General features: G+C 71.1%; 13 protein-coding genes. 10 read left to right on the top strand and 3 right to left on the bottom strand.

Features of this window, described 5'->3' with window-relative positions:
* The first annotated feature begins 82 nt into the window (after positions 1-82).
* The 5 genes from J8N05_RS33015 to hflX all read left to right on the top strand — a co-directional run bounded on the left by J8N05_RS33015 (position 83) and on the right by hflX (position 7,490).
* Complete coding sequence (locus J8N05_RS33015) at positions 83-604, top strand: hypothetical protein (protein ID WP_210890543.1); 522 nt, start codon at positions 83-85, stop codon at positions 602-604.
* A 123-nt stretch (positions 605-727) separates the two neighbouring features.
* Complete coding sequence (gene dapF / locus J8N05_RS33010; protein ID WP_210889262.1) at positions 728-1,597, top strand: diaminopimelate epimerase; 870 nt, start codon at positions 728-730, stop codon at positions 1,595-1,597.
* Between the two features lie 169 nt (positions 1,598-1,766).
* The gene (locus J8N05_RS33005; protein WP_210889260.1) at positions 1,767-3,920 is read left to right on the top strand and encodes a RelA/SpoT family protein; all 2,154 of its coding nucleotides are present in this window, start codon (positions 1,767-1,769) and stop codon (positions 3,918-3,920) included.
* 316 nt (positions 3,921-4,236) lie between these two features.
* Entirely contained in the window at positions 4,237-5,769 is a 1,533-nt protein-coding gene (locus J8N05_RS33000; protein WP_210889259.1) for a M1 family metallopeptidase, read from the top strand.
* A gap of 227 nt (positions 5,770-5,996) precedes the next feature.
* On the top strand, positions 5,997-7,490 hold the full coding sequence (gene hflX / locus J8N05_RS32995) for a GTPase HflX (protein ID WP_107021471.1): 1,494 nt from the start codon (positions 5,997-5,999) through the stop codon (positions 7,488-7,490).
* 84 nt (positions 7,491-7,574) lie between these two features.
* Here hflX and J8N05_RS32990 read toward each other — a convergent pair whose 3' ends face one another.
* Both J8N05_RS32990 and J8N05_RS32985 read right to left on the bottom strand, forming a co-directional pair.
* Positions 7,575-8,774 (bottom strand): trypsin-like serine peptidase, encoded by a 1,200-nt coding sequence (locus J8N05_RS32990; protein ID WP_210889257.1) that lies wholly within the window; start codon positions 8,772-8,774, stop codon positions 7,575-7,577.
* A 265-nt stretch (positions 8,775-9,039) separates the two neighbouring features.
* Positions 9,040-10,269: a trypsin-like serine peptidase gene (locus J8N05_RS32985; RefSeq protein ID WP_210889255.1), complete on the bottom strand. Its 1,230-nt coding sequence runs from the start codon at positions 10,267-10,269 to the stop codon at positions 9,040-9,042.
* Between the two features lie 349 nt (positions 10,270-10,618).
* Between J8N05_RS32985 and J8N05_RS32980 the strand changes: the two genes are divergently transcribed.
* The 5 genes from J8N05_RS32980 to J8N05_RS32960 all read left to right on the top strand — a co-directional run bounded on the left by J8N05_RS32980 (position 10,619) and on the right by J8N05_RS32960 (position 19,936).
* Entirely contained in the window at positions 10,619-12,178 is a 1,560-nt protein-coding gene (locus tag J8N05_RS32980; protein WP_407699949.1) for a diaminobutyrate--2-oxoglutarate transaminase family protein, read from the top strand.
* A 407-nt stretch (positions 12,179-12,585) separates the two neighbouring features.
* Positions 12,586-14,589, top strand: coding sequence for an IucA/IucC family protein (locus J8N05_RS32975; protein ID WP_456339985.1), 2,004 nt, complete (start codon positions 12,586-12,588; stop codon positions 14,587-14,589).
* 39 nt (positions 14,590-14,628) lie between these two features.
* Complete coding sequence (locus J8N05_RS32970; protein WP_210889253.1) at positions 14,629-15,570, top strand: GNAT family N-acetyltransferase; 942 nt, start codon at positions 14,629-14,631, stop codon at positions 15,568-15,570.
* A gap of 201 nt (positions 15,571-15,771) precedes the next feature.
* On the top strand, positions 15,772-17,832 hold the full coding sequence (locus J8N05_RS32965) for an IucA/IucC family protein (protein ID WP_407699987.1): 2,061 nt from the start codon (positions 15,772-15,774) through the stop codon (positions 17,830-17,832).
* A gap of 100 nt (positions 17,833-17,932) precedes the next feature.
* Positions 17,933-19,936: an ATP-dependent DNA helicase gene (locus J8N05_RS32960; RefSeq protein WP_210889251.1), complete on the top strand. Its 2,004-nt coding sequence runs from the start codon at positions 17,933-17,935 to the stop codon at positions 19,934-19,936.
* 176 nt (positions 19,937-20,112) lie between these two features.
* Here J8N05_RS32960 and lexA read toward each other — a convergent pair whose 3' ends face one another.
* Positions 20,113-20,895, bottom strand: a complete 783-nt coding sequence (lexA, locus tag J8N05_RS32955) for a transcriptional repressor LexA (RefSeq protein WP_210889250.1) — start codon at positions 20,893-20,895, stop codon at positions 20,113-20,115.
* Positions 20,896-21,224 lie beyond the last annotated feature (329 nt).

Below are 21,224 nucleotides of genomic sequence, written 5' to 3'. Positions count from 1 at the left end.
GCCGTCATCCGGGCCTCTGGCGCCGTGCCATCATCGAGCTTCGATCGACCAAGTGGAGTCCGAGTGGGGAGGGCGCGTGGCGATGGAGGCCGGCCCTCGTGACACCGCACCAGGCGCGGAGCAGGACACCGTCACCGGCGGGGTGCACGACACCGCGCGGGACCAGCAGGACCCCGACGGGGACCGGCTGAGCCCCGACGGCCCCGACGAGATCATCGGCGGGGTGACCGAGGACGGTCCCGAGCCCGATGAGATGTATCCGGGGCCCGAGGTCGAGGTGGAGCTGCGCCCGCAGCGCCGCATGCGCATCTGGCAGCTCGCTCCCATCGTGAGCCTCGCCGCTCTCGGCTCCCTGATGTTCGCCTTCCCGCTGGCCTTCGACTTCGGCGACAGCGGAGCCATGATCGCCATGCTCGGCCTGCTGATCTGCTCGTGCGCCGCGGGCTGGGGCATGATGGCGGCCCGTCGGGTCGGTTACACGTGGCCCGGCCTGCCGCAGCGCGGTTCCGGCCGCCGCCCCGACTGGCGCGTCGCGATCGCGTACGCGGTCCTCGTCGCCGCCGTCGTGGTGCTCGCGGTGTGGCGCGTGGCCCGCCTGCGCTGAGGCGCCCAGGGCCCCCTCGTGGCACGGCCTCGTGCCCGCGCGGCCATCTGCGGGACCGCTCGGCCGGGCTGCCGCGACCGGCGGGCATGCCGGGCTGTCGTACCGACCCCTTACGATCGAGGAATGAGCACGCGGATCGCCTTCCTCAAGGGGCACGGGACCGAGAACGACTTCGTGATCGTTCCGGATCCCGAGAACACCATCGACCTGCCCCCGGCCACCGCCGCGGCCCTGTGCGACCGCCGCGCGGGCATCGGCGGGGACGGCCTGCTGCATGTCGTGCGGTCCGCCGCGCACCCCGAGGCCCGCTCGATGGCGGCCGAAGCGGAATGGTTCATGGACTACCGCAACGGCGACGGCTCGATCGCGGAGATGTGCGGCAACGGAGTGCGTGTGTTCGCGCGCTACCTCCAGCGCGCCGGCCATGTGGCCGAAGGTGACATCGCGGTCGCCACGCGCGCGGGCGTGAAGGCCGTGCATCTCGCCAAGGAGGGCGACATCACCGTCGGCATGGGCAAGGCGGTCCTCCCCGAGGGCGACGTCACCGTGACCGTCGGAGACCGGAGCTGGCCCGCCCGCAACGTGAACATGGGCAACCCCCACGCCGTCGCCTTCGTCGAGGACCTCGACCACGCCGGACATCTGTACGCCCCACCGCCGTTCAGCCCACTGTCCGCGTACCCGGACGGCGTGAACGTCGAGTTCGTCGTCGACCGTGGCCTTCGTCACGTTGCTCTGCGTGTCCATGAGCGCGGCTCGGGCGAGACCCGTTCGTGCGGCACGGGCGCGTGCGCCGTGGCCGTGGCCGCCGCGCGCAGGGACGGCGCAGACCCCGCGGTGACCGGCACTCCGGCCACATACACCGTCGACGTGCCCGGCGGCCGGCTCGTGATCACCGAGCGCCCCGACGGCGAGATCGAGATGACCGGGCCCGCGGTGATCGTCGCAGAGGGTGAGATCGACACCGAATGGCTCGAAAACACGACCCCCTGAACCTTCGCTCGAATGGGTGATCCGTTTCACGCTCGGCGAGAGGCGGTCAGTCGGGCGTGGTGGGCTCGGTAGCATCAAGGACCGGCCCGGACGGGGGAACGACGCCATCCCCAGAGCCGCGTACGCCATGGGGCGCCCCGTCCGCCGGTCAACGCAGCCGGAGGTGCCCATGAGTGCGGAGGCCACGAACCCCGCGACGCCCGGCCCCATCACGCCCGCGGTACAGCGCAGGCGGGGCCGCCCCCGGATCGATCTGCGGCGCCTGGGCCGGGCCGCTCTGCTGGGGCCCGCGGGCCGCGACCGGCTGCCCGACGCGATCGGCCATGTGGTCGAGGCCCACCGGGCCCACCACCCCGACGCCGACCTCGACCCGCTGCGCCGCGCCTACGTCCTCGCCGAGTCCTCGCACCGCGGTCAGATGCGCAAGAGCGGCGAGCCGTACATCACGCACCCGCTCGCCGTGACGCTGATCCTCGCCGAACTGGGCGCGGAGACCACGACGTTGACCGCCTCCCTGCTCCACGACACCGTCGAGGACACGGAAGTGACGCTCGATCAGGTGCGCGCGGAGTTCGGCGAGGAGGTCCGCTATCTCGTCGACGGCGTGACGAAGCTCGAAAAGGTCGACTACGGAGCGGCCGCCGAGCCCGAGACGTTCCGCAAGATGCTCGTCGCCACCGGCAGTGACGTCCGGGTGATGTCGATCAAACTCGCCGACCGGCTGCACAACATGCGCACCCTCGGAGTCATGCGGCCCGAGAAGCAGGAACGCATCGCCAAGGTCACCAGTGACGTCCTCATCCCGCTCGCCGAGCGCCTGGGCGTCCAGGCGCTCAAGACCGAGCTTGAGGACCTGGTCTTCGCGATCCTGCGCCCCGAGGAGTACGCCCACACCCGCGAACTCATCGTCAAGAACTCCTCGCGCACCGACGATCCCCTCGCCGAGATCGCCGAAGAGGTGCGCGGGGTCCTGCGCGAGGCCGGTCTGCAGGCCGAAGTCCTCATCCGGCCACGGCACTTCGTCTCCGTGCACCGCGTCTCGCGCAAACGCGGCGAGCTGCGCGGCGCCGACTTCGGCCGCCTGCTGGTCCTCGTGAACGAGGACGCCGACTGCTACGGGGTCCTCGGCGAACTGCACACCTGTCTCACCCCGGTGGTCTCGGAGTTCAAGGACTTCATCGCCGTTCCCAAGTTCAACCTGTACCAGTCGCTGCACACGGCCGTGGCCCGCCCCGACGGACAGGTCGCCGAAGTCCTCATCCGTACGCACCAGATGCACAAGGTCGCAGAGGCCGGCGTCATCGCGCTCGGCAATCCCTACGCCTCTCCCACGGAGTCCGTGGATTCCGTGGAGTCCGCCGAGGAGCAGGCCGACGGCTCCCGCGCCGCCGACGGCGAGCGCGCCGACCCCACCCGCCCCGGCTGGCTGTCCCGCCTTCTCGACTGGCAGGAGGCCGCGCCGGACCCCGACACGTTCTGGTCCACGCTCCGTGAGGACCTCGCCCAGGACCGGGAGATCACGGTCTTCCGTCCCGACGGAGGCACACTCGGACTGCCCGCGGGCGCCAGCTGTGTGGACGCCGCCTACGCCCAGTACGGCGAGGACGCGCACGCCTGTATCGGCGTACGCGTCAACGGCCGCCTGGCGAGGCTGAGCACCGTTCTGAGCGACGGCGACACCGTTCAACTGCTCATGGGCCAGGATCCGGCCTCGGAGCCCTCCAGGGAGTGGCTGGAGCACGCGCACACGCCCGTCGCCCGCATCGCCATCACCCGCTGGCTGGCCGCGCACCCGGCGTCCGCCGCACCGTCCGAAGCCCCCGCCGAGACCCGCCGCCCGGCCGCGGACGGGCCCGCCGCCCGCCCGGCCGCCGCGGACGTCGTCGTCGACCGGCCCGGCGCGACCGTACGTCTCGCGGGCTGCTGCACGCCCGTACCGCCCGACGCGATCACCGGGTTCTCCGTACGCGGGGGAGTGGTGACCGTGCACCGCGTGGAGTGCGCCGCGGTGGAGCGCATGAAGGGCGTGGGGCGCGCGGAGGTCGAGGTGCACTGGGGTGACAGCAGCGAGTGCCGGGTCACGCTCTTCGCGGAGTCCTTCGGGCGGCCCCATCTCCTCGCCGACCTCACCGAAGCGATCGCCTTGGAGGGGGTCGCCATCGTCTCGGCGACCGTCGAACCGCCCAGCCAGCAGCGTGTACGCCATACGTACACGCTTCAGCTTCCGGACGCCGCGCATCTGCCCGCGCTTATGCGTGCGATGCGCAATGTCCCGGGCGTCTTCGACGTCAGCCGGGCTCATCATCAGTCGACGGCTTCGTAGCGGGCCGTCGCAGCCTTTTCAGGTCCCTTCAGGGGGCGGGGGAGGCGGGCGGGTCGCAGGGTGGGTGCGGGTGCGTCGTGGCTGGTCGCGCAGTTCCCCGCGCCCCTAAAAGCAAAAAGATTGCGCCGTTCCCCGCGCCCCTGAGGACGCAAGGCTGCGTCGTTGCCCGCGGGCCTGAAGGCAAAGGAGTGCGCCGTTCCCCGCGCCCCTGAAGACGCGAGGCCGCGCCGTTCTTCGCGTCCCTGAACGCGGCCGTTCGGGTGGCTCCGGTGCGAGTCGGCGCCGTGGGCGCGCCACGCGCTGATAGCCGTGGTCCATGCTGCGCACCCGCACCACCCCCCACAGCGCCGGGACGCCGGTCCCCACGGCCCCCCGACAGCGACGACAGCGGCGGTTCAGTACCGCGCTGCTCGCCTCCGCCGCGTCCGTCTGCCTCATCGCCGCGAGTGCCCCCGCACCGTCACCGCTTGGTATCGGCGACCGTCTCTTCCCCCACCTGGGCAATCCCGGGTACGACGTCACGGCGTACGACCTGGCCTTCACCTATTCGGGAAGCAACACCAAGCCGCTGCCGGCCGTGACGGTCATCGAGGCCCGTACGACGGACTGGCTGGAGCAGTTCAATCTTGACTACTCGCACGGAACAGTGCGGTCCGTCGAGGTCGACGGCGAGCCCGCGGAGTTCCGCAGCGCCGGCGAGGACCTGGTCGTCACGCCCGCCGAAGCTCTGCCGCCCGGCATCCCGATGCGCGTCACCGTGCACCACGACAGCAACCCGGTCTCCACGGAGGACCAGCAGAGCGGCTGGGTGCAGACGAAGGACGGGCTGGCGATGGCCAACCAGGCCGACGCCGGACACCGCGTCTTCCCCGGTAACGACCACCCTTCGGACAAGGCGATGTTCACCGTCCGGGTCACCGTCCCCGACGGTTACACGGCGGTCGCCAACGGACTCCCCGTAGGGGCGACCCGCCGGGCCGCGGGCACCACCTGGACCTACCGCACCGAGCACCCCATGGCCACCGAGCTGGCCCAGGTGTCCATCGGCCGCTCCTCCGTGGTGCGCCGCAACGGCCCCGGCGGTCTCCCCGTACGCGACGTGGTCCCCACCAAGGACCGCGAGCTCCTGGAGCCCTGGCTCAAGAAGACCCCCGACCAGATCGCCTGGATGCAGGAGAAGGTCGGCGAGTACCCCTTCGAGACGTACGGGCTGCTCATCGCAGAGGCACGTACCGGCTTCGAACTGGAGACGCAGACGCTCTCCCTCTTCGAGAGGGAACTCTTCGCCCGGTCCGAGTACCCGAAGTGGTACGTCGAGTCGATCATGGTGCACGAACTGGCCCACCAGTGGTTCGGCGACAGCGTCTCCCCGCGCACCTGGTCCGACCTGTGGCTCAACGAAGGACACGCCACCTGGTACGAGGCACTCTTCGCCGAGGAGAAGGCCGACCGGCCCATGGAGGCCCGGATGAAGGCCGCCTACCGGTCGTCCGACACCTGGCGCAGGGCCGGCGGCCCGCCTGCCGCCCCGAAGGAGGCCGAGCCCGGCGAGAAGCTCAGCATCTTCCGCCCGAACGTCTACGACGGCAGCGCCCTCGTCCTGTACGCGCTGCGCGAGGAGATCGGCCGCCCCGCCTTCGAGCAGCTGGAGCGCGCCTGGGTCAGCACCCACCACGACGGTGTCGCCGACACCGCAGACTTCGAGCGCCTGGCCACGGGCATCGCCGGCCGCGAGCTGAGCGGCTTCTTCAAGGCGTGGCTCTACGCGGAGAAGACCCCGCCCATGCCCGGACACCCGGACTGGAAGAGCGCGGCGCCCGCCGAGAAGGCCGCGAAACGCGCCGGCTGACCCCGGCGCGGCGCGCCCGGTGATTCCCGCAGGGCGTGCCCCGCGACCCCCGGGAATTCGAGTGACGAGACGGGGCGTGCCGTGCGAACATCTTCACGTCGACGACACTTCGGGTCGGCGGCACGGCCCCGTGGCCCCGGGCGGGAATCTCCCGGCGGCCCCGGGCGTTGAGCTGGTGACGGGCGAGGAGTCCGTCACCCCGGTATCCCCATCGACGTAAGGACCCAATGACCTCCTCTTCTTCCCCTTCCCAGGACACCCAGAGCGTTGCGCAGAACCACCCCGACGGTCTTCGGGCCGATGCCCTGATGGAAGAGGACGTCGCCTGGAGCCACGAGATCGACGGAGAGCGGGACGGCGACCAGTTCGACCGCTCCGAGCGTGCGGCCCTGCGCCGCGTCGCGGGCCTCTCCACCGAGCTTGAGGACGTCACCGAGGTCGAGTACCGACAGCTCCGTCTGGAGCGCGTGGTACTCGTCGGTGTGTGGACCTCGGGGACCGCGACCGACGCGGACAACTCCCTGGCCGAGCTGGCCGCCCTCGCGGAGACCGCGGGAGCGCTCGTGCTCGACGGGGTCATCCAGCGCCGGGACAAGCCGGACGCGGCCACGTACATCGGTTCCGGCAAGGCCAACGAGCTGCGGGACATCGTGCTCGAAACGGGCGCGGACACGGTCATCTGCGACGGTGAACTGTCTCCGGGCCAGCTCATCCACCTCGAAGACGTCGTCAAGGTCAAGGTCATCGACCGGACGGCCCTGATCCTCGACATCTTCGCCCAGCACGCCAAGTCCCGAGAGGGCAAGGCGCAGGTCGCTCTCGCGCAGATGCAGTACATGCTGCCGAGGCTCCGCGGCTGGGGGCAGTCGCTGTCCCGTCAGATGGGCGGCGGCTCGGGCGGCGGCCTCGCCACCCGTGGTCCCGGTGAGACCAAGATCGAGACCGACCGGCGCCGTATCCGCGAGAAGATGGCGAAGATGCGCCGGGAGATCGCGGACATGAAGACCGGCCGCGACATCAAGCGCCAGGAGCGCCGCCGGAACAAGGTGCCCTCGGTCGCGATCGCCGGATACACCAACGCCGGCAAGTCCTCGCTGCTCAACCGCCTCACGGGCGCGGGCGTACTCGTCGAGAACTCACTGTTCGCGACCCTCGACCCGACCGTGCGCCGGGCCGAGACCCCGAGCGGGCGGCTGTACACACTGGCGGACACCGTCGGCTTCGTACGGCATCTGCCGCACCACCTCGTCGAGGCGTTCCGCTCCACGATGGAGGAGGTCGGCGACTCCGACCTGATCCTGCACGTGGTGGACGGTTCGCACCCGGCGCCGGAGGAGCAGCTGGCCGCCGTGCGCGAGGTCGTCCGTGACGTGGGCGCCACCAAGGTGCCCGAGATCGTGGTGATCAACAAGGCGGACGCGGCCGACCCGCTGGTGCTCCAGCGGCTGATGCGGAACGAGAAGCGCTCCATCGCGGTCTCGGCCCGTACCGGCCAGGGCATCGCGGAGCTGCTCGCGCTCATCGACGTCGAGCTGCCGCACCCCTCGGTCGAGCTGGAGGCCCTCGTGCCCTACACGCTCGGCCGGCTGGTGGCGCGCGCCCACGCCGACGGCGAGGTCCTCTCCGAGGAGCACACCCCGGAGGGCACCCTGCTGAAGGTGCGGGTCCACGAGGAACTGGCGGCGGAGCTCGCTCCGTACGTGCCGGCTCCGGCGGCCTGATCCGCGCAGACGAACCAGAAGGCCCCGCACACCGGAAGGCCCGCCCCTCTCGCAGGGGCGGGCCTTCCGGTTCGTCGTCGTGTCCTACTTGGAGCCGTACTCCTTGCTCATGTTGTCGTAGATGGCCTTGGCGCCCTGGCCCAGCTGCGGGCCGGCCAGCCAGGTGCTGTCGGACGGGCCGATCGACGTGTTCGAGACGAGCACGGTCTTGCCGTCGACCACCCGGAACCAGCCGCCGCCGGACGAACCACCGGTCATCGTGCACCCGATGCGGTACATGGTCGGCAGCGCCGCCTGGAGCGAGAGCCTGCCCGGCCGGTCGACGCACTTGTGCATGATCAGACCGTCGAAGGGTGCCGCCGCCGGGTAGCCCCACGCGCCCATCGCGCCCGCGTTCCGTGCGGCGGGCGTGGAGAAGTCGACGTCCAGCGCGTTGCCGACCGTCTCCTCAAGGGACTTGGAACCGGACTCCGGCTTCACGTGCAGCACCGCGTAGTCGTACGGGGCACCCGCGCCGCCCGACTCCGAGCCGCCCTCGATCCACTCGTCGGAGGTCGAGGCCCAGTCCGCCCAGAACTGGCCGTACGGGGCGATCTCCTGCTGCGTGGCGTTGCCCAGCTGGGCCTCGGACTTGCCGAGGTCGTTGTAGGCGGGCACGAAGGCGATGTTGCGGTACCAGCCGCCGCCACCGCCGGCGTGCACGCAGTGGCCCGCGGTCCACACGAGGTTGGACCTGCCCGGGTTGCGCGGATCCGTGACGACCGTGCCGGAGCAGACCATCGAACCCTCGGGGGAGTCGAAGAAGACCTTCCCGACCGGCGCGGCGTTCTCGTGGTACGGCGTCTTCTCGCGCGTCGCCGTGACCGGGGCGGGCGCCGGGTCGCTGACGCCCTGCTCGGCCGCCGCGTCCTTCGTGGAGAGCGTCTTCTCCGGGTCCTCGGCGGATGTCATCCGCTCGGGCTTCCAGAGGTCCTCGATCACCGGGTTCACGAAGTCCTGGGCCTCACTGAGCCACTTGTCCTTGTCCCAGTTCTTCCACTCGCCGTCCTTCCAGTCGTCGACATCGATGCCGTGCTCCTTGAGCCTGTCGGCGATGTCGGCCGGAATTTCGATCTTGTCTGAACCGGAGGACTCGGAACCCCTGGCAGCCGGCTTGTCGGCGGCCGTGTCGTCCCCCGAGTCACAGGCGGTGGCGGTGAGGGCCAGAGCCGCGGCGAGTCCGGCGGCGGCGAGGAGGCGGCCCCGCCCGCGACTTTCCGCGAAGGACGGACGTGTGGAACGCATGGTGTTGTTACCCCCGATAGAACGTGTATTTCCGACCTGCGGGTCGAGCACATGCGGGTCGGGCACCTGTGGATCCCAGGCACCCGCGGATCATGTGTCCGCGGATCAGGCGCCCGTGGATCAGCCGTGGAGGACGCCGATGACATCCTCCGCGGACCCTGTGCGACCGCGACACCCCACTGTGCCCGGCGAATCGAGGACGAACGGCGGGCGGGCGGTGAATGTTTCCGTCAGGCCCACCCTGCCGCCGTCCCTCCCCGTGCCGCTACTGCTGTGCCGCGTACTTCTTGCTCACCGCGTCGTAGATCCCCTTGGCCTCCGTGCCCAGGTGCGGACCCGCCAGCCAGCCCGCGGTCACCGGGCCGATCGAGGTGTTGGAGACCAGCGCGGGCTCGCCGTCCGAGCCCGTCGCCACCCAGCCACCGCCCGAGGAACCACCGGTCATGGTGCAACCGATGCGGTACATCGTCGGATTGGACTTGACGAGCGAGAGCCGGCCCGGCTTGTCCGTGCACTGGTACATGGTCTCGCCGTCGAACGGCTTCGCCGCCGGGTAGCCGGTCGCGGTGATGTCCCCGACCTCGGACACGGTCGGCGAGTTGAAGTCGACCGGGAGAGCCGAACCGACGGTCTCCTCCAGGGACTTGCCGTCGCCACCCTTCTCCGGCGTCACATGGATCACGGCGAAGTCGTACGAGGCACCCTCGCCGCCCGTCGGGCCGCCCTGCTCGATCCACTGGTCCGAGGTCTGCGCCCAGTTGCCCCACCAGACGCCGTACGGAGCGACCTGCTCCTTGGTGGCGTTCGCGCTCTCGGCCGCCGACATGGCGCTGTCGTTGTACGAGGGCACGAAGGCGATGTTGCGGTACCAGCCGCCCTTCTTGCCCGCGTGCACGCAGTGGCCCGCGGTCCACACGAGGTTGGACTTGCCCGGGTGGGCCGGGTCCTGGACCACGGTCGCCGAGCAGACCATCGTGCCCTCGGGGGAGTCGAAGAACACCTTGCCCGCCTCGGGCACGTTCTCGTGGTACGCCGCCGGAACGGCCTGTGCCTCCACCGGCGCCGGCTCGGGGTCGGTCACGCCCTGATCACCCGAGAGGTCGTTCTCGTCGACGCCCTTGCCCTGGTCCGGGTCCTCGGCCTCGCGCATGCGGTCCGGGTCCCACAGGTCCGCGATGATCGGGTTGATGTAGTCGCCGGCCTCGCGCAGCCAGTCGTCCTTGTCCCAGTTCTTCCACTCACCGCCCTTCCACTTGTCGATGTCGATGCCGTGCTCTTTGAGCCTGTCCTTGATGTCGTCCGGGATCTGGATCTTGCCGTCACCGGCCGCCGCCGCGGACGTCTCGGCAGCCGCGTCGGCGTCCTCACCGGAGCCGCAGGCGGTGGTGGTCAGGGCCAGCGCGGTGGCCATGCCTACCGCTGCCAGCACGGGGGAGATTCTGCGGCGCGGGCTCCTCCCTCGACGGGCGGCGAAGAGCGGGCGTATCGGTCGCATGGTGTGAATCCCCCTGGAGGTGAACGAACAACTCTGTGCCGGCACACGGGACTTCGTACGGATCCGGGGACCCGTGCGTACCCGACGTGGACCGTGGGTGCTGATCAGCGAGGATCGCCGAACGGCACCACAGACTATGCCGTTGCTGTGGGGGACTTCCGACAGACCCGCAACGGTTCCGTCACGGCAAGGATCTCAGGTCCGCCGTTGCCCCGCGCGGTCCTCGTCGTTGGTACGTACGGGGGACGTTCCGGCTGCGTTCATCCCCCTGCCGCCTCATCGGGCGGACCGGCAACTCGCCTCTGCACAGCGTGGCATGCACGGCGTGAACAGCGGGAGGACGACAGACGTGGCTGTGACGGAGTCCGCGCCCGGGGCGGCGCCCGCGACTCAGGAAGCGGCGGGGGCGGGTACGACGCACGAGGCGGCGGGGGCGCGCAGGCAACAGAACCCGACGGCGCGCACGGCGTACGAAACCGCGACCGTGCGCACGGTGCACGAGAACGCGACGGCGCGCGCGGCGCAGGAAGGCATTCTGCGAAGGCAGTCGGCGCGCGAGTCGGCGGCCCGCACCTACGCGCGCTCCCTGCCGATCGTCCCCGTACGGGCGCGCGGGCTGACCATCGAGGGCGCCGACGGGAGCCGCTATCTCGACTGCCTCTCGGGCGCCGGCACCCTGGCCCTCGGCCACAACCACCCCGTCGTCCTGGAGGCCGTCCGCAAGGTCCTCGACTCGGGAGCCCCGCTGCACGTCCTGGACCTGGCCACCCCCGTCAAGGACGCCTTCACCACCGAGCTGTTCCGCACGCTGCCGCCCGGTCTCGCCGACCGCGCGCGTGTGCAGTTCTGCGGCCCCGCGGGCACGGACGCCGTGGAGGCGGCGCTGAAACTGGTACGCACCGCGACCGGACGCAACGGAATCCTCGCCTTCACGGGTGCCTATCACGGGATGACAGAGGGGGCGCTCGCAGCATCCGGAGGCGCCCCGGACGTACGAGTCACCCGCCTGCCCTATCCGCAGGACTACCGCTGCCCGTTCGGGGTCGGCGGAGAGCAAGGGGCCGAACTCGCCGCCCGCTGGACGCAGTCCCTCCTCGACGACACGAAATCCGGGGTGACGAGTCCCGCGGCCATGATCCTCGAACCCGTGCAGGGCGAGGGCGGGGTGATCCCGGCCCGCGACGACTGGATGCGGCGGATACGGGAGATCACCGCGGCACGCTCCATTCCACTGATCGCCGACGAGGTGCAGACGGGGGTCGGCCGGACCGGCACCTTCTGGGCGGTCGAGCACAGCGGCGTCACCCCCGACGTGATGGTCCTGTCCAAGGCCATCGGCGGCAGCTTGCCGCTGGCCGTCGTCGTCTACCGCGACGACCTCGACGTATGGGAACCGGGCGCCCACGCCGGCACGTTCCGCGGCAACCAACTCGCCATGGCGGCGGGCGCCGCGACCCTCGCGTACGTCCGCGAGAACCGGCTCGCCGAGCGCGCCGCCGCCCTGGGCGACCGCATGATCGGCCAACTCCGCTCTCTGGAGTCGGACTTCGACTGTGTCGGGGAGGTGCGCGGCCGAGGACTGATGATCGGCGTCGAGTTCGTGGAGCCCGAGAAGCCGCCCGCGACCGCCGGAGGGCCTCCTCCCGCCGCGCCCGAACTGGCCGCCGCCGTGCAGCGGGAGTGCCTGCGACGCGGACTGATCGTGGAACTGGGCGGCCGGCACGCCGGCGTGGTGCGCCTGCTTCCACCCCTCACGATCACCGACGAGCAGACGACCGCGGTACTGGACCGGCTCGCCGACGCGGTGGCGGAGGTGGCGAAGGCCCCCACCGGCCGACGCGTCCCGGGCGCCCGCGAGCTGCCGACCGGGCGCACCGAACAGGCCGTACGAACCGAGCACGCAGGGTAGGGCGGCGAACCGATGGGGGATCTGGGCCCGGGACCGGGAGGCGAGCGCCTCTCTGCCGACGGCCTCGGCTACAAGCGCCAGGGCCACCCGGTGGCCCCCTCCCTCTCCCCGCGCCGACCAGGAAACGCACAGGTGTCACCCATGCCGGAACAGCCCCGGCTCGTCGCCGTACGAGCCTGAACCACCTCCAAGGAACCCTTTTGAACGCCACGCCCGCATCCGACGGACGCCCCCAGCCCCACGAGCGAGCAGCCTGCCGCCCGCAGATCCCGCTCGGGCCGGGGACCGAATCGGTCCCCCGGCAGAAGGGAGGGGCCAGGAAGTCCGAAGGACTGTACGGCGCCACCACCGACCTGCTGGAACACCCCGACCCGCACACCGCCGCCCAGGCCGCGGCCGTGGAGAACCTGCTGCGCTGCTGGGTACGCGAACACGACCTCCCCGCTCCGGCCGACGGCGCCCTGCGCATCCCCCTCCCCGCCAGTGGTACGGCCCTCGTCGTCCCGGTCCAGTACTGGTCCCCCACGGGGTGGCACCGACTGGGCCCTCCGCACCTCGCCAGCGCCCCGGACCAGGCCCCTCCCACCGACGCCGTCACACTCGCGGCCCTGCTGGGCCGCGAGACCCCGACGCAGGGGGCTCCGACGTACAGGGCTCCGGCGCATGGGTCTCCTGCCCATGGGGCCGCGATGCACGAGACCCCCGCGCACGGGGCTCCGGCGTACGGGGCCGTGACGAACGACGCCGCGACGCACGGGGGCCCGACAGCGTCCGTAGAGTCCGCGTCGGCGCACGCGTCCGCCGACGTGACGACCGCCGTCGCACCGGGTGCGACTCCCGCCGCGCCGGGAACGACCCCGGCCGTACCGGGTGCGACCCCCGCCGAAGCGAGCACCCACGCCACCTCCGCGGCGACCGCCGGGTTCCGCGCCCCGGTCGACGACGGTGACCTGGTCGGCCGGGTCGCGGACTCCCTGCGACGGACCGTCGTGTTCATCGCGGACCGCAGGCAGAACCCCGCCGACGGCCCCGACCTCTTCCTCTCCGCCGAACAGTCACTGCTGCTCGGCCACCCGCTCCACCCCACCCCGAAGAGCCGCGAAGGGCTCTCGGTCGCCGAGAACCTGCTCTACTCCCCGGAGTTGAGGGGCTCCTTCGCCCTGCACTGGATGGCCGTCGCCCCCTCCGTGCTCGCCACCGACTCGGCGTGGACCGAGCGAGGCCGCCCCGTACCCGCGGAACAGCTCACCTCCCGGCTCGCCGGTGCGGGACTGCACCTGCCCGAGGGCTACGCCGCGCTGCCGATGCACCCCTGGCAGCTTCGAGAGGTCCACCGACGCCCGGAGACCGCGAAACTCCTGACCGCCGGACTGCTCCGGGACCTCGGCCCCCACGGCTCCCCGTGGCACCCCACCTCCTCCGTCCGTACCCTCTACCGCTCCGGTGCCCCCGCGATGCTGAAGCTGTCCCTGGGCCTGCGTATCACCAACTCCCGCCGGGAGAACCTCCGCAAGGAATTCCACCGCGGGGTCGAGGTCCACCGCCTGCTGCGTGCCGGCCTCGCCGAACAGTGGCAGGCGGCCCACCCGGGCTTCGACATCGTGCGCGACCCCGCGTGGCTCGCGGTGAACGAACCCGACGGCACCCCGGTGACCGGCCTCGACGTGATGATCCGCCACAACCCGTTCACGCCGACCGACGATGTCTCCTGCATCGCCGGGCTCGTCTCGCCCCGGCCCGGAAGCACGTCCACCGGACAGCGGCAGCCCGAGCCGCCCCGGTCCGCGACTCGGTCCCGGCTCACCGAGATCGTCACCCGGCTCGCCGGCCGCACGGGCCGGCCGCGTGGAGCCGTCGCCGCGGAGTGGTTCCTGCGCTACCTCGAACACGTCGTCCGCCCTGTCCTCTGGCTGGACAGCGAAGCCGGCATCGCGCTGGAGGCACACCAGCAGAACACCCTGCTCCTGCTGGACGCGGAAGGCTGGCCCAGGGGCGGCCGCTACCGCGACAACCAGGGCTACTACTTCCGCGAGTCCCGGCGCGCGGAACTGGACAAGCGACTGCCCGGCATCGGCGAGCACAGCGACACCTTCGTCTCCGACGCGGTCACGGACGAACGGTTCGCCTACTACCTCGCCATCAACAACGTGCTCGGCCTCATCGGCGCCTTCGGCTCCCAACGCCTGGCTGACGAACGCCTGTTGCTGGCCGCCTTCCGCCGCTTCCTCACCACCGTCGCCTCCGGTCCGGCCCGCCTGCCGCGAACCAACCTGCCCTCCCTCCTGCTCGACTCTCCCGTCCTGCGCTGCAAGGCCAACCTGCTGACCCGCCTGCACGGCCTCGACGAACTCGTCGGCCCCGTCGACACCCAGTCCGTCTACGTCACCATCGCCAACCCCCTGCACTCCTGAGGAACATGCCCCACCCCGTCTCCTGAGAGGAGCGTCGCCGTGCCTCCCCCCGATGCGAGCACCGACGCCGACGCCGACGCCGCTACCGCCCCCCGAGCCGGCGCCCGGAGCGGATCGGTCCCCGCTGCGGGCAGCCCGGACCGTCCGGACGCCGTGGGCGGCCCGGGCAACGCGGACACCCTCGACCTGCGCCTGCCCGACGAATTCCTCGCGCTCTTCGCAGCGGACCCTGAAGCAGCCGGGACAGCCGGGACAGCCACGACAGCTGGGACAGTCGGGACCGCCGACGGGGAACAGAACACCGGAGAGCCGGTCGGCGGAGAACAGGACAGCGGCGAACAACACGGCAGGAGGGAGCACCCTGCCCCACGCAGGACGAGACCCGCCCGCCCCCTAGCCCCCGCCGATGAGGACCTGCTCGACCGGGTCGGTGGCTGGGGGCAGACGGCCACCGCCGTGGGCGCCTTCCACCTGGTCCCCGTACACCTGACCCGTGACGTTCCGCTGATCAGTCGCTGGATGAACGACCCTGCCGTGGCTGCCTTCTGGGAGCTCGCCGGTCCGGACACGGCGACCGAGGAGCACCTGCGCGCCCAACTCGACGGGGACGGACGCAGCGTCCCCTGTCTCGGCGTGCTGGACGGCACACCGATGAGCTACTGGGAGATCTACCGCGCGGATCTCGACCCCCTGGCCCGCCACTACCCGGCCCGCCCGCACGACACCGGAATCCACCTCCTCATCGGCGGCGTCGCCCATCGCGGGCGGGGACTCGGCACGGTCCTGCTCCGTGCTGTCTCCGACCTCGTCCTCGACCGTCGTCCCTCCTGCGCACGAGTCGTCGCAGAGCCCGACCTTCGCAACACCCCCTCCGTGTCCGCCTTCCTGAGCGCCGGCTTCCGGTTCTCCGCCGAGGTCGAGCTGCCCGACAAGAAGGCAGCCCTCATGGTGCGAGACCGGGCCCTGCGCGATCTGTTGTAGCGCCGTCACTTTTAGTACACCGCTCGTGCCGATCAGGTTCCCAGTCGAGGAGTCCCTGTGCCGAACCCGTCCGCCGCCCCGGCTCCCGGAGAGCCGTCACGTCTCTACGACCCGCCGGAACTGAGCCGGGAAAGATGGGAGGAGGCGGGGCGCCGCCTGCTCGCGAAGATGATCGGCGAGTTCGCGCACGAGGAGATCCTGCTGCCGGAACCGGCTGCGCATCACACCGGCGGTACGGCGGCAGCCGGCGTTTCGCCCAGCCCCTCCAGTACATCCAGCCCCCTCAACGCTTCCAGCCCTTCCTGCACCCTCAACACTTCCAGCGCGGGGGCTTCCGCCGGGTCCCGGGAACCCAGAGGAGACGATTCGCCACGCGAGACGGATGCTCAGCGACCACCCACCACTGCTCAGCGACCCCCCACCACACCGCCCGCTCCCGGACCCCAGGGCTCGGCCGCGTCCCCTTCAGCCCCTGAGCCGGCCGACGCCGCCCCCGACGGCGAGCGCTCCTACACCCTGCGCCTTGACGCCGGTGGCATCCTCGCCTTCCGCGCCCGCCGTGGTGCGTACGACAGCTGGCGGGTGGACCCTTCGTCACTCACGCTGACCGAAGCGGCCGGAACAACCGCAGCCCCCTCAGCCGAACGCGCCGCCGAGGCCGAGCCCGCGACCGAGGCCGAACGCGCCGCCCCGACGACCCCCGGCGCGCCGCAGTCACCCCCACACCAGCGGCCCTACACCGACCCCCTCGACTTCCTCACCCGCGCCCGCGCCGTGCTCCATCTCGACGGTGCCACCCTCGGGCACGTCATCCGCGAACTGTCCACCACACTCGCCGCGGACGCCCGGCTGGACCACACCGCGCTCCCGGCCGCCCGTCTCGCCGATCTCGGGTACGCGGAGCTGGAAGGCCACCAGACAGGTCATCCATGGATCGTCCTCAACAAGGGCCGGCTGGGCTTCTCCGCGACGGACGTCGCCCAGTGGGCGCCCGAGGGCCGAAGAGCGACAGTCCTGCCCTGGATCGCCGTCCACACCTCGCTCGCCACCTACCGGGGTGTCCAGGGACTGGACAGCGCCGACCAGCTCTACGCGCGCGAGCTCGACCCCGCCGTCCGCACGTCGTACGACAGCGCACTGCGCGCGCGGGGGCTCGCTCCGGAGTCGTACCTCTATCTGCCCGTGCATCCCTGGCAGTGGAACGACGTCGTGCTGCCGCTCTTCGCGCCCTCCGTCGCCGCGGGAGCCATCGTCCCCCTGCCCCCGGACGGCGATCTCCGTCTGCCCCAGCAGTCGATCCGTACGTTCCTGAACACCTCACGCCCGGACCGGCACACGGTGAAACTGCCGCTGTCCGTCCTCAACACCCTGGTATGGCGCGGCCTCCCGACGGAACGGACGCTCGCCGCCCCCGCCGTCACCGCCTGGATGCACGGGCTGCGGGACACCGATCCCTTCCTGCACGACACCTGCGCGGTGATCCTGCTGGGCGAGGTCGCGTCCGTGACGGTCGGACACCCGGTGTACGACGCCCTGCCGGACGTCCCGTACCAGTACAGGGAGCTGCTCGGCGCGATCTGGCGCGAGCCGCTCTCCCGGCATCTCGCGCCCGGCGAACGTGCCCGTACGCTCGCCGCTCTCCTGCACACCGACCCCGAGGGCCGTGCCTTCGCGGCGGAGCTGGTCGAGCGCTCGGGCCTCGACCCGCGAAGCTGGCTGCGCCGTCTCTTCGCCGCGCTGCTGCCACCCCTGCTGCACTTCCTCTACCGCTACGGCACTGTGTTCAGCCCACACGGCGAGAACGCGATCGTTGTCTTCGACGACCACGACGTACCGGTGCGGCTCGCGGTGAAGGACTTCGTGGACGACGTGAACGTGAGCGCCGAGCGGCTTCCCGAGCACGCCTCCATGCCCGACGACGTAAGGGCGGTGCTGCTCACGGAACCGGCCGCCTTCCTCACCCAGTTCATCCACTCCGGGCTCTTCGTCGGTGTCTTCCGCTATCTGGCCCCGCTGTGCCAGGAGCAACTGGGCGTCCGCGAGGACGAGTTCTGGTCACTCGTCCGAGCAGAGATCCTCCGGCACCACAGGCTCTTCCCGGAGCTCAAGGAGCGCTACGAGACGTTCGACCTGCTCACTCCCCGTATCGAGCGGCTCTGCCTCAACCGCAACCGGCTTCACCTCGACGGCTACCGGGACCGGTCGCAGCGCCCGCACGCAGCCGTGCACGGCACCGTCCCGAACCCCCTCCACCAGTCGTGATCACCCCCAGTACCGCCGCCCGTCCACGCGTCCTGATCACATCCCCCTCCACCGCCGCGATCACCCGGTTGTCGGTGCCGACCCGTAGGGTGGTCGGGCTATGACAGAGCCCTCACTCCCCGAACTCCTGCACGCCGCCGTCACAGCCGTCGGCGGCACGGAGCGCCCCGGCCAGGTGACCATGGCCGAATCCGTCGCGCAGGCCATCGACGACGGTTCCCATCTGCTGGTCCAGGCGGGCACCGGCACCGGTAAGTCGCTCGGCTACCTGGTTCCCGCGCTGGCGCACGGGGAGCGGGTCGTCGTGGCGACCGCCACCCTGGCGCTCCAGCGGCAGCTCGCGGAGCGGGACCTTCCGCGCACGGTGGACGCCCTGCATCCGCTGCTGCGCCGCCGGCCCGGGTTCGCGATGCTCAAGGGCCGGTCGAACTACCTGTGTCTGCACCGGCTCCACGAAGGAGCGCCGCAGGACGAGGAGGAGGGCCTCTTCGACCAGTTCGAGGCGGCCGCGCCCACCAGCAAGCTGGGTCAGGACCTGCTGCGGCTGCGGGAGTGGTCGGACGAGACCGAGACGGGGGACCGCGACAACCTCACCCCCGGTGTCTCGGACCGGGCCTGGTCGCAGATCTCCGTCTCCTCCAGGGAGTGCCTCGGCGCCTCGAAGTGCGCCTACGGAGCGGAGTGTTTCGCCGAGGCGGCCCGTGAGCGCGCGAAGCTCGCCGATGTCGTCGTCACCAACCACGCGCTCCTGGCGATCGACGCCATCGAAGGCGCCCCCGTCCTCCCGCAGCACGAGGTGCTGATCGTCGACGAGGCCCACGAACTGGTCTCCCGGGTGACCGGAGTCGCGACCGGCGAGCTCACCCCGGGCCAGGTCAACCGCGCCGTGCGCCGTGCGGCGAAGCTTGTGAACGAGAAGGCGGCCGATCAGCTGCAGACGGCCGCCGAGGGCTTCGAGCGGCTGATGGAGCTGGCCCTGCCCGGCCGCCTTGAGGAGATCCCGGAGGATCTCGGGTACGCGCTGATGGCCCTGCGGGACGCCGCCCGCACGGTGATCTCGGGGATCGGGGCGACCCGCGACAAGTCCGTCACCGACGAGGACGCGGTCCGCAAGCAGGCCCTCGCCTCCGTGGAGAGCGTCCACGACGTGGCGGAGCGCATCACGAACGGCTCCGAGTGGGACGTCGTCTGGTACGAGCGGCACGACCGTTTCGGAGCGTCCCTGAGGGTCGCCCCGATGTCCGTGGCGGGCCTGCTGCGCGAGAAGCTCTTCGCGGACCGCTCCGTCGTCCTGGCCTCGGCCACCCTGAAGCTCGGCGGCGACTTCAACGGAGTGGGCGCCTCCCTCGGCCTGTCCCCGGAAGGCGTCCAGGGGGAGGACATCCCGATCTGGAAGGGCCTCGACGTCGGCTCGCCGTTCGACTACGGCAAGCAGGGCATCCTGTACGTCGCCAAGCACCTGGCCAGACCCGCCCGGGACAGCGACCGCGGAGACATGCTCGACGAACTCACCGAGCTGATCCAGGCGGCCGGCGGCCGTACGCTCGGCCTGTTCTCCTCGATGCGGGCCGCCCAGCTCGCCGCGGAGGAACTGCGCTCCCGCATCCCGGAGTTCCCGATCCTGCTCCAGGGCGAGGAGACGCTCGGCGAGCTGATCAAGAACTTCGCCGCGGACCCGAAGACCTGTCTGTTCGGCACGCTGTCGCTCTGGCAGGGCGTGGACGTGCCGGGTGCCAGCTGCCAGCTGGTCGTCATGGACAAGATCCCCTTCCCGCGCCCCGACGACCCGCTGATGAGTGCCCGCCAGAAGGCGGTCGAGGACGCCGGGGGCAACGGCTTCATGGCCGTCGCGGCCACGCACGCGGCCCTGCTGATGGCCCAGGGCGCCGGCCGCCTCGTACGGGCGACGGGGGACCGGGGTGTGGTCGCCGTGCTGGACCAGCGGCTCGCCACCGCTCGCTACGGGAACTATCTCAAGGCGTCGCTGCCCGACTTCTGGTACACGACGGACCGGAACCAGGTGCGGCGGTCGTTGGCCGCCATCGACGAGAAGGCACGCAAGGCCGAAGCGGCCCAGGAAGCGGTGGAGGCCGAGGAGGCCTGAGAACAGCCACAGGGGCTGCCTCCTCGGTGCGAGCCGGAGGAAGCAGCCTCTGTGACGTGCACAGCGGTGCAGCGCAGCGCCCCGCGGGAAACCCTTGAGGGCCTTGAGGGGCGCGGGGACAGCACAGGGCCCCGGAACCGGCGCAGAGGTCCCGGGGCCCGGTCAGGGGTGGATCCTCAGATCCGCCGGAGCACCGCCACGACCTTGCCGAGGATGGTCGCCTCGTCACCGGGGATGGGCTGGTAGGCGGCGTTGTGCGGCAGCAGCCACACATGGCCGTCCTCGCGCTTGAAGCGCTTGACCGTCGCCTCGCCGTCCAGCATGGCCGCCACGATGTCGCCGTTCTCCGCGACCGGCTGGCGCCGGACGGTCACCCAGTCGCCGTCGCAGATCGCGGCTTCGATCATCGAGTCGCCGACGACCTTCAGCACGAACAGCTCACCGTCGCCGACCAGCTGCCGGGGCAGCGGGAAGACGTCCTCGACCGACTCCTCGGCGAGGATCGGACCACCGGCGGCGATCCGGCCGACGAGCGGGACGTACGACGCCGCCGGCTTGCCCGCGGTGTCGGTGGGCTGCGCCGTGGACTGGTCGGATCCGCGGACCTCGTAGGCCCGGGGGCGGTGCGGATCGCGGCGCAGGAAGCCCTTGCGCTCCAGTGCCATCAGCTGATGGGCCACGGAGGAGGTGCTGGAGAGGCCGACGGCCTGTCCGATCTCCCGCATGGACGGTGGGTATCCCCGCCGCTGGACGGAGTCCCTGATGACCTCGATGACACGGCGTTGCCGGTCGGTGAGTCCGGAGCTGTCCGCCCGGATGCCTGGAGGTCGGCCCGGCAGGGAGCGGGCGGGCTTGGGCCCCTCCTGGTTCGCGGTTTCATTCATGGCTTGCACCGGCTCAAATCGGCCCTGGGAGCGGTCCTGGGCAGTGATGGTGGCACTGTCTGCGGTGGTGGTCACGTCGGCCCCTCTCGTTCGTCTCCCTGCTGGACAACGGTAGTTGCTTTCGAAAGGTTGCGCCAAACACACGTTCGAGTGAAAAAACGCGAATGGCCTTACGTGATCACGCGTCTGGGTGTATGGCTACCGCTGCACGGGGCGGACGAAGGTGCTCGGTGCCGCTTTTTTCGTACTCTTCGCCGCCGATGCCGTGGCCTTGTGGGTCGGAGCGGGGCGAAGGTCAGTCTGCCATCAGGTGCCCTTTGGATCGGGAACCGGCCCCCGTACCGCTGCCGCACACCGTATCCCCGTACGCTCCCCGCCGGAATGGACGCGCGGCACATGCCAAT

It is taken from the genome of Streptomyces liliiviolaceus (assembly GCF_018070025.1).
Lineage (GTDB): Bacteria > Actinomycetota > Actinomycetes > Streptomycetales > Streptomycetaceae > Streptomyces > Streptomyces liliiviolaceus.
This window is presented reverse-complemented; position numbering and strand designations above follow the sequence as displayed.

Bases quoted from the DNA above. Each gene is read 5' to 3' on its own strand.
- J8N05_RS33015 (WP_210890543.1), top strand. From the start codon at position 83: ATGGAGGCCGGCCCTCGTGACACCGCACCAGGCGCGGAGCAGGACACC.
- dapF (WP_210889262.1), top strand. From the start codon at position 728: ATGAGCACGCGGATCGCCTTCCTCAAGGGGCACGGGACCGAGAACGAC.
- J8N05_RS33005 (WP_210889260.1), top strand. From the start codon at position 1,767: ATGAGTGCGGAGGCCACGAACCCCGCGACGCCCGGCCCCATCACGCCC.
- J8N05_RS33000 (WP_210889259.1), top strand. From the start codon at position 4,237: ATGCTGCGCACCCGCACCACCCCCCACAGCGCCGGGACGCCGGTCCCC.
- hflX (WP_107021471.1), top strand. From the start codon at position 5,997: ATGACCTCCTCTTCTTCCCCTTCCCAGGACACCCAGAGCGTTGCGCAG.
- J8N05_RS32990 (WP_210889257.1), bottom strand. From the start codon at position 8,774: ATGCGTTCCACACGTCCGTCCTTCGCGGAAAGTCGCGGGCGGGGCCGC.
- J8N05_RS32985 (WP_210889255.1), bottom strand. From the start codon at position 10,269: ATGCGACCGATACGCCCGCTCTTCGCCGCCCGTCGAGGGAGGAGCCCG.
- J8N05_RS32960 (WP_210889251.1), top strand. From the start codon at position 17,933: ATGACAGAGCCCTCACTCCCCGAACTCCTGCACGCCGCCGTCACAGCC.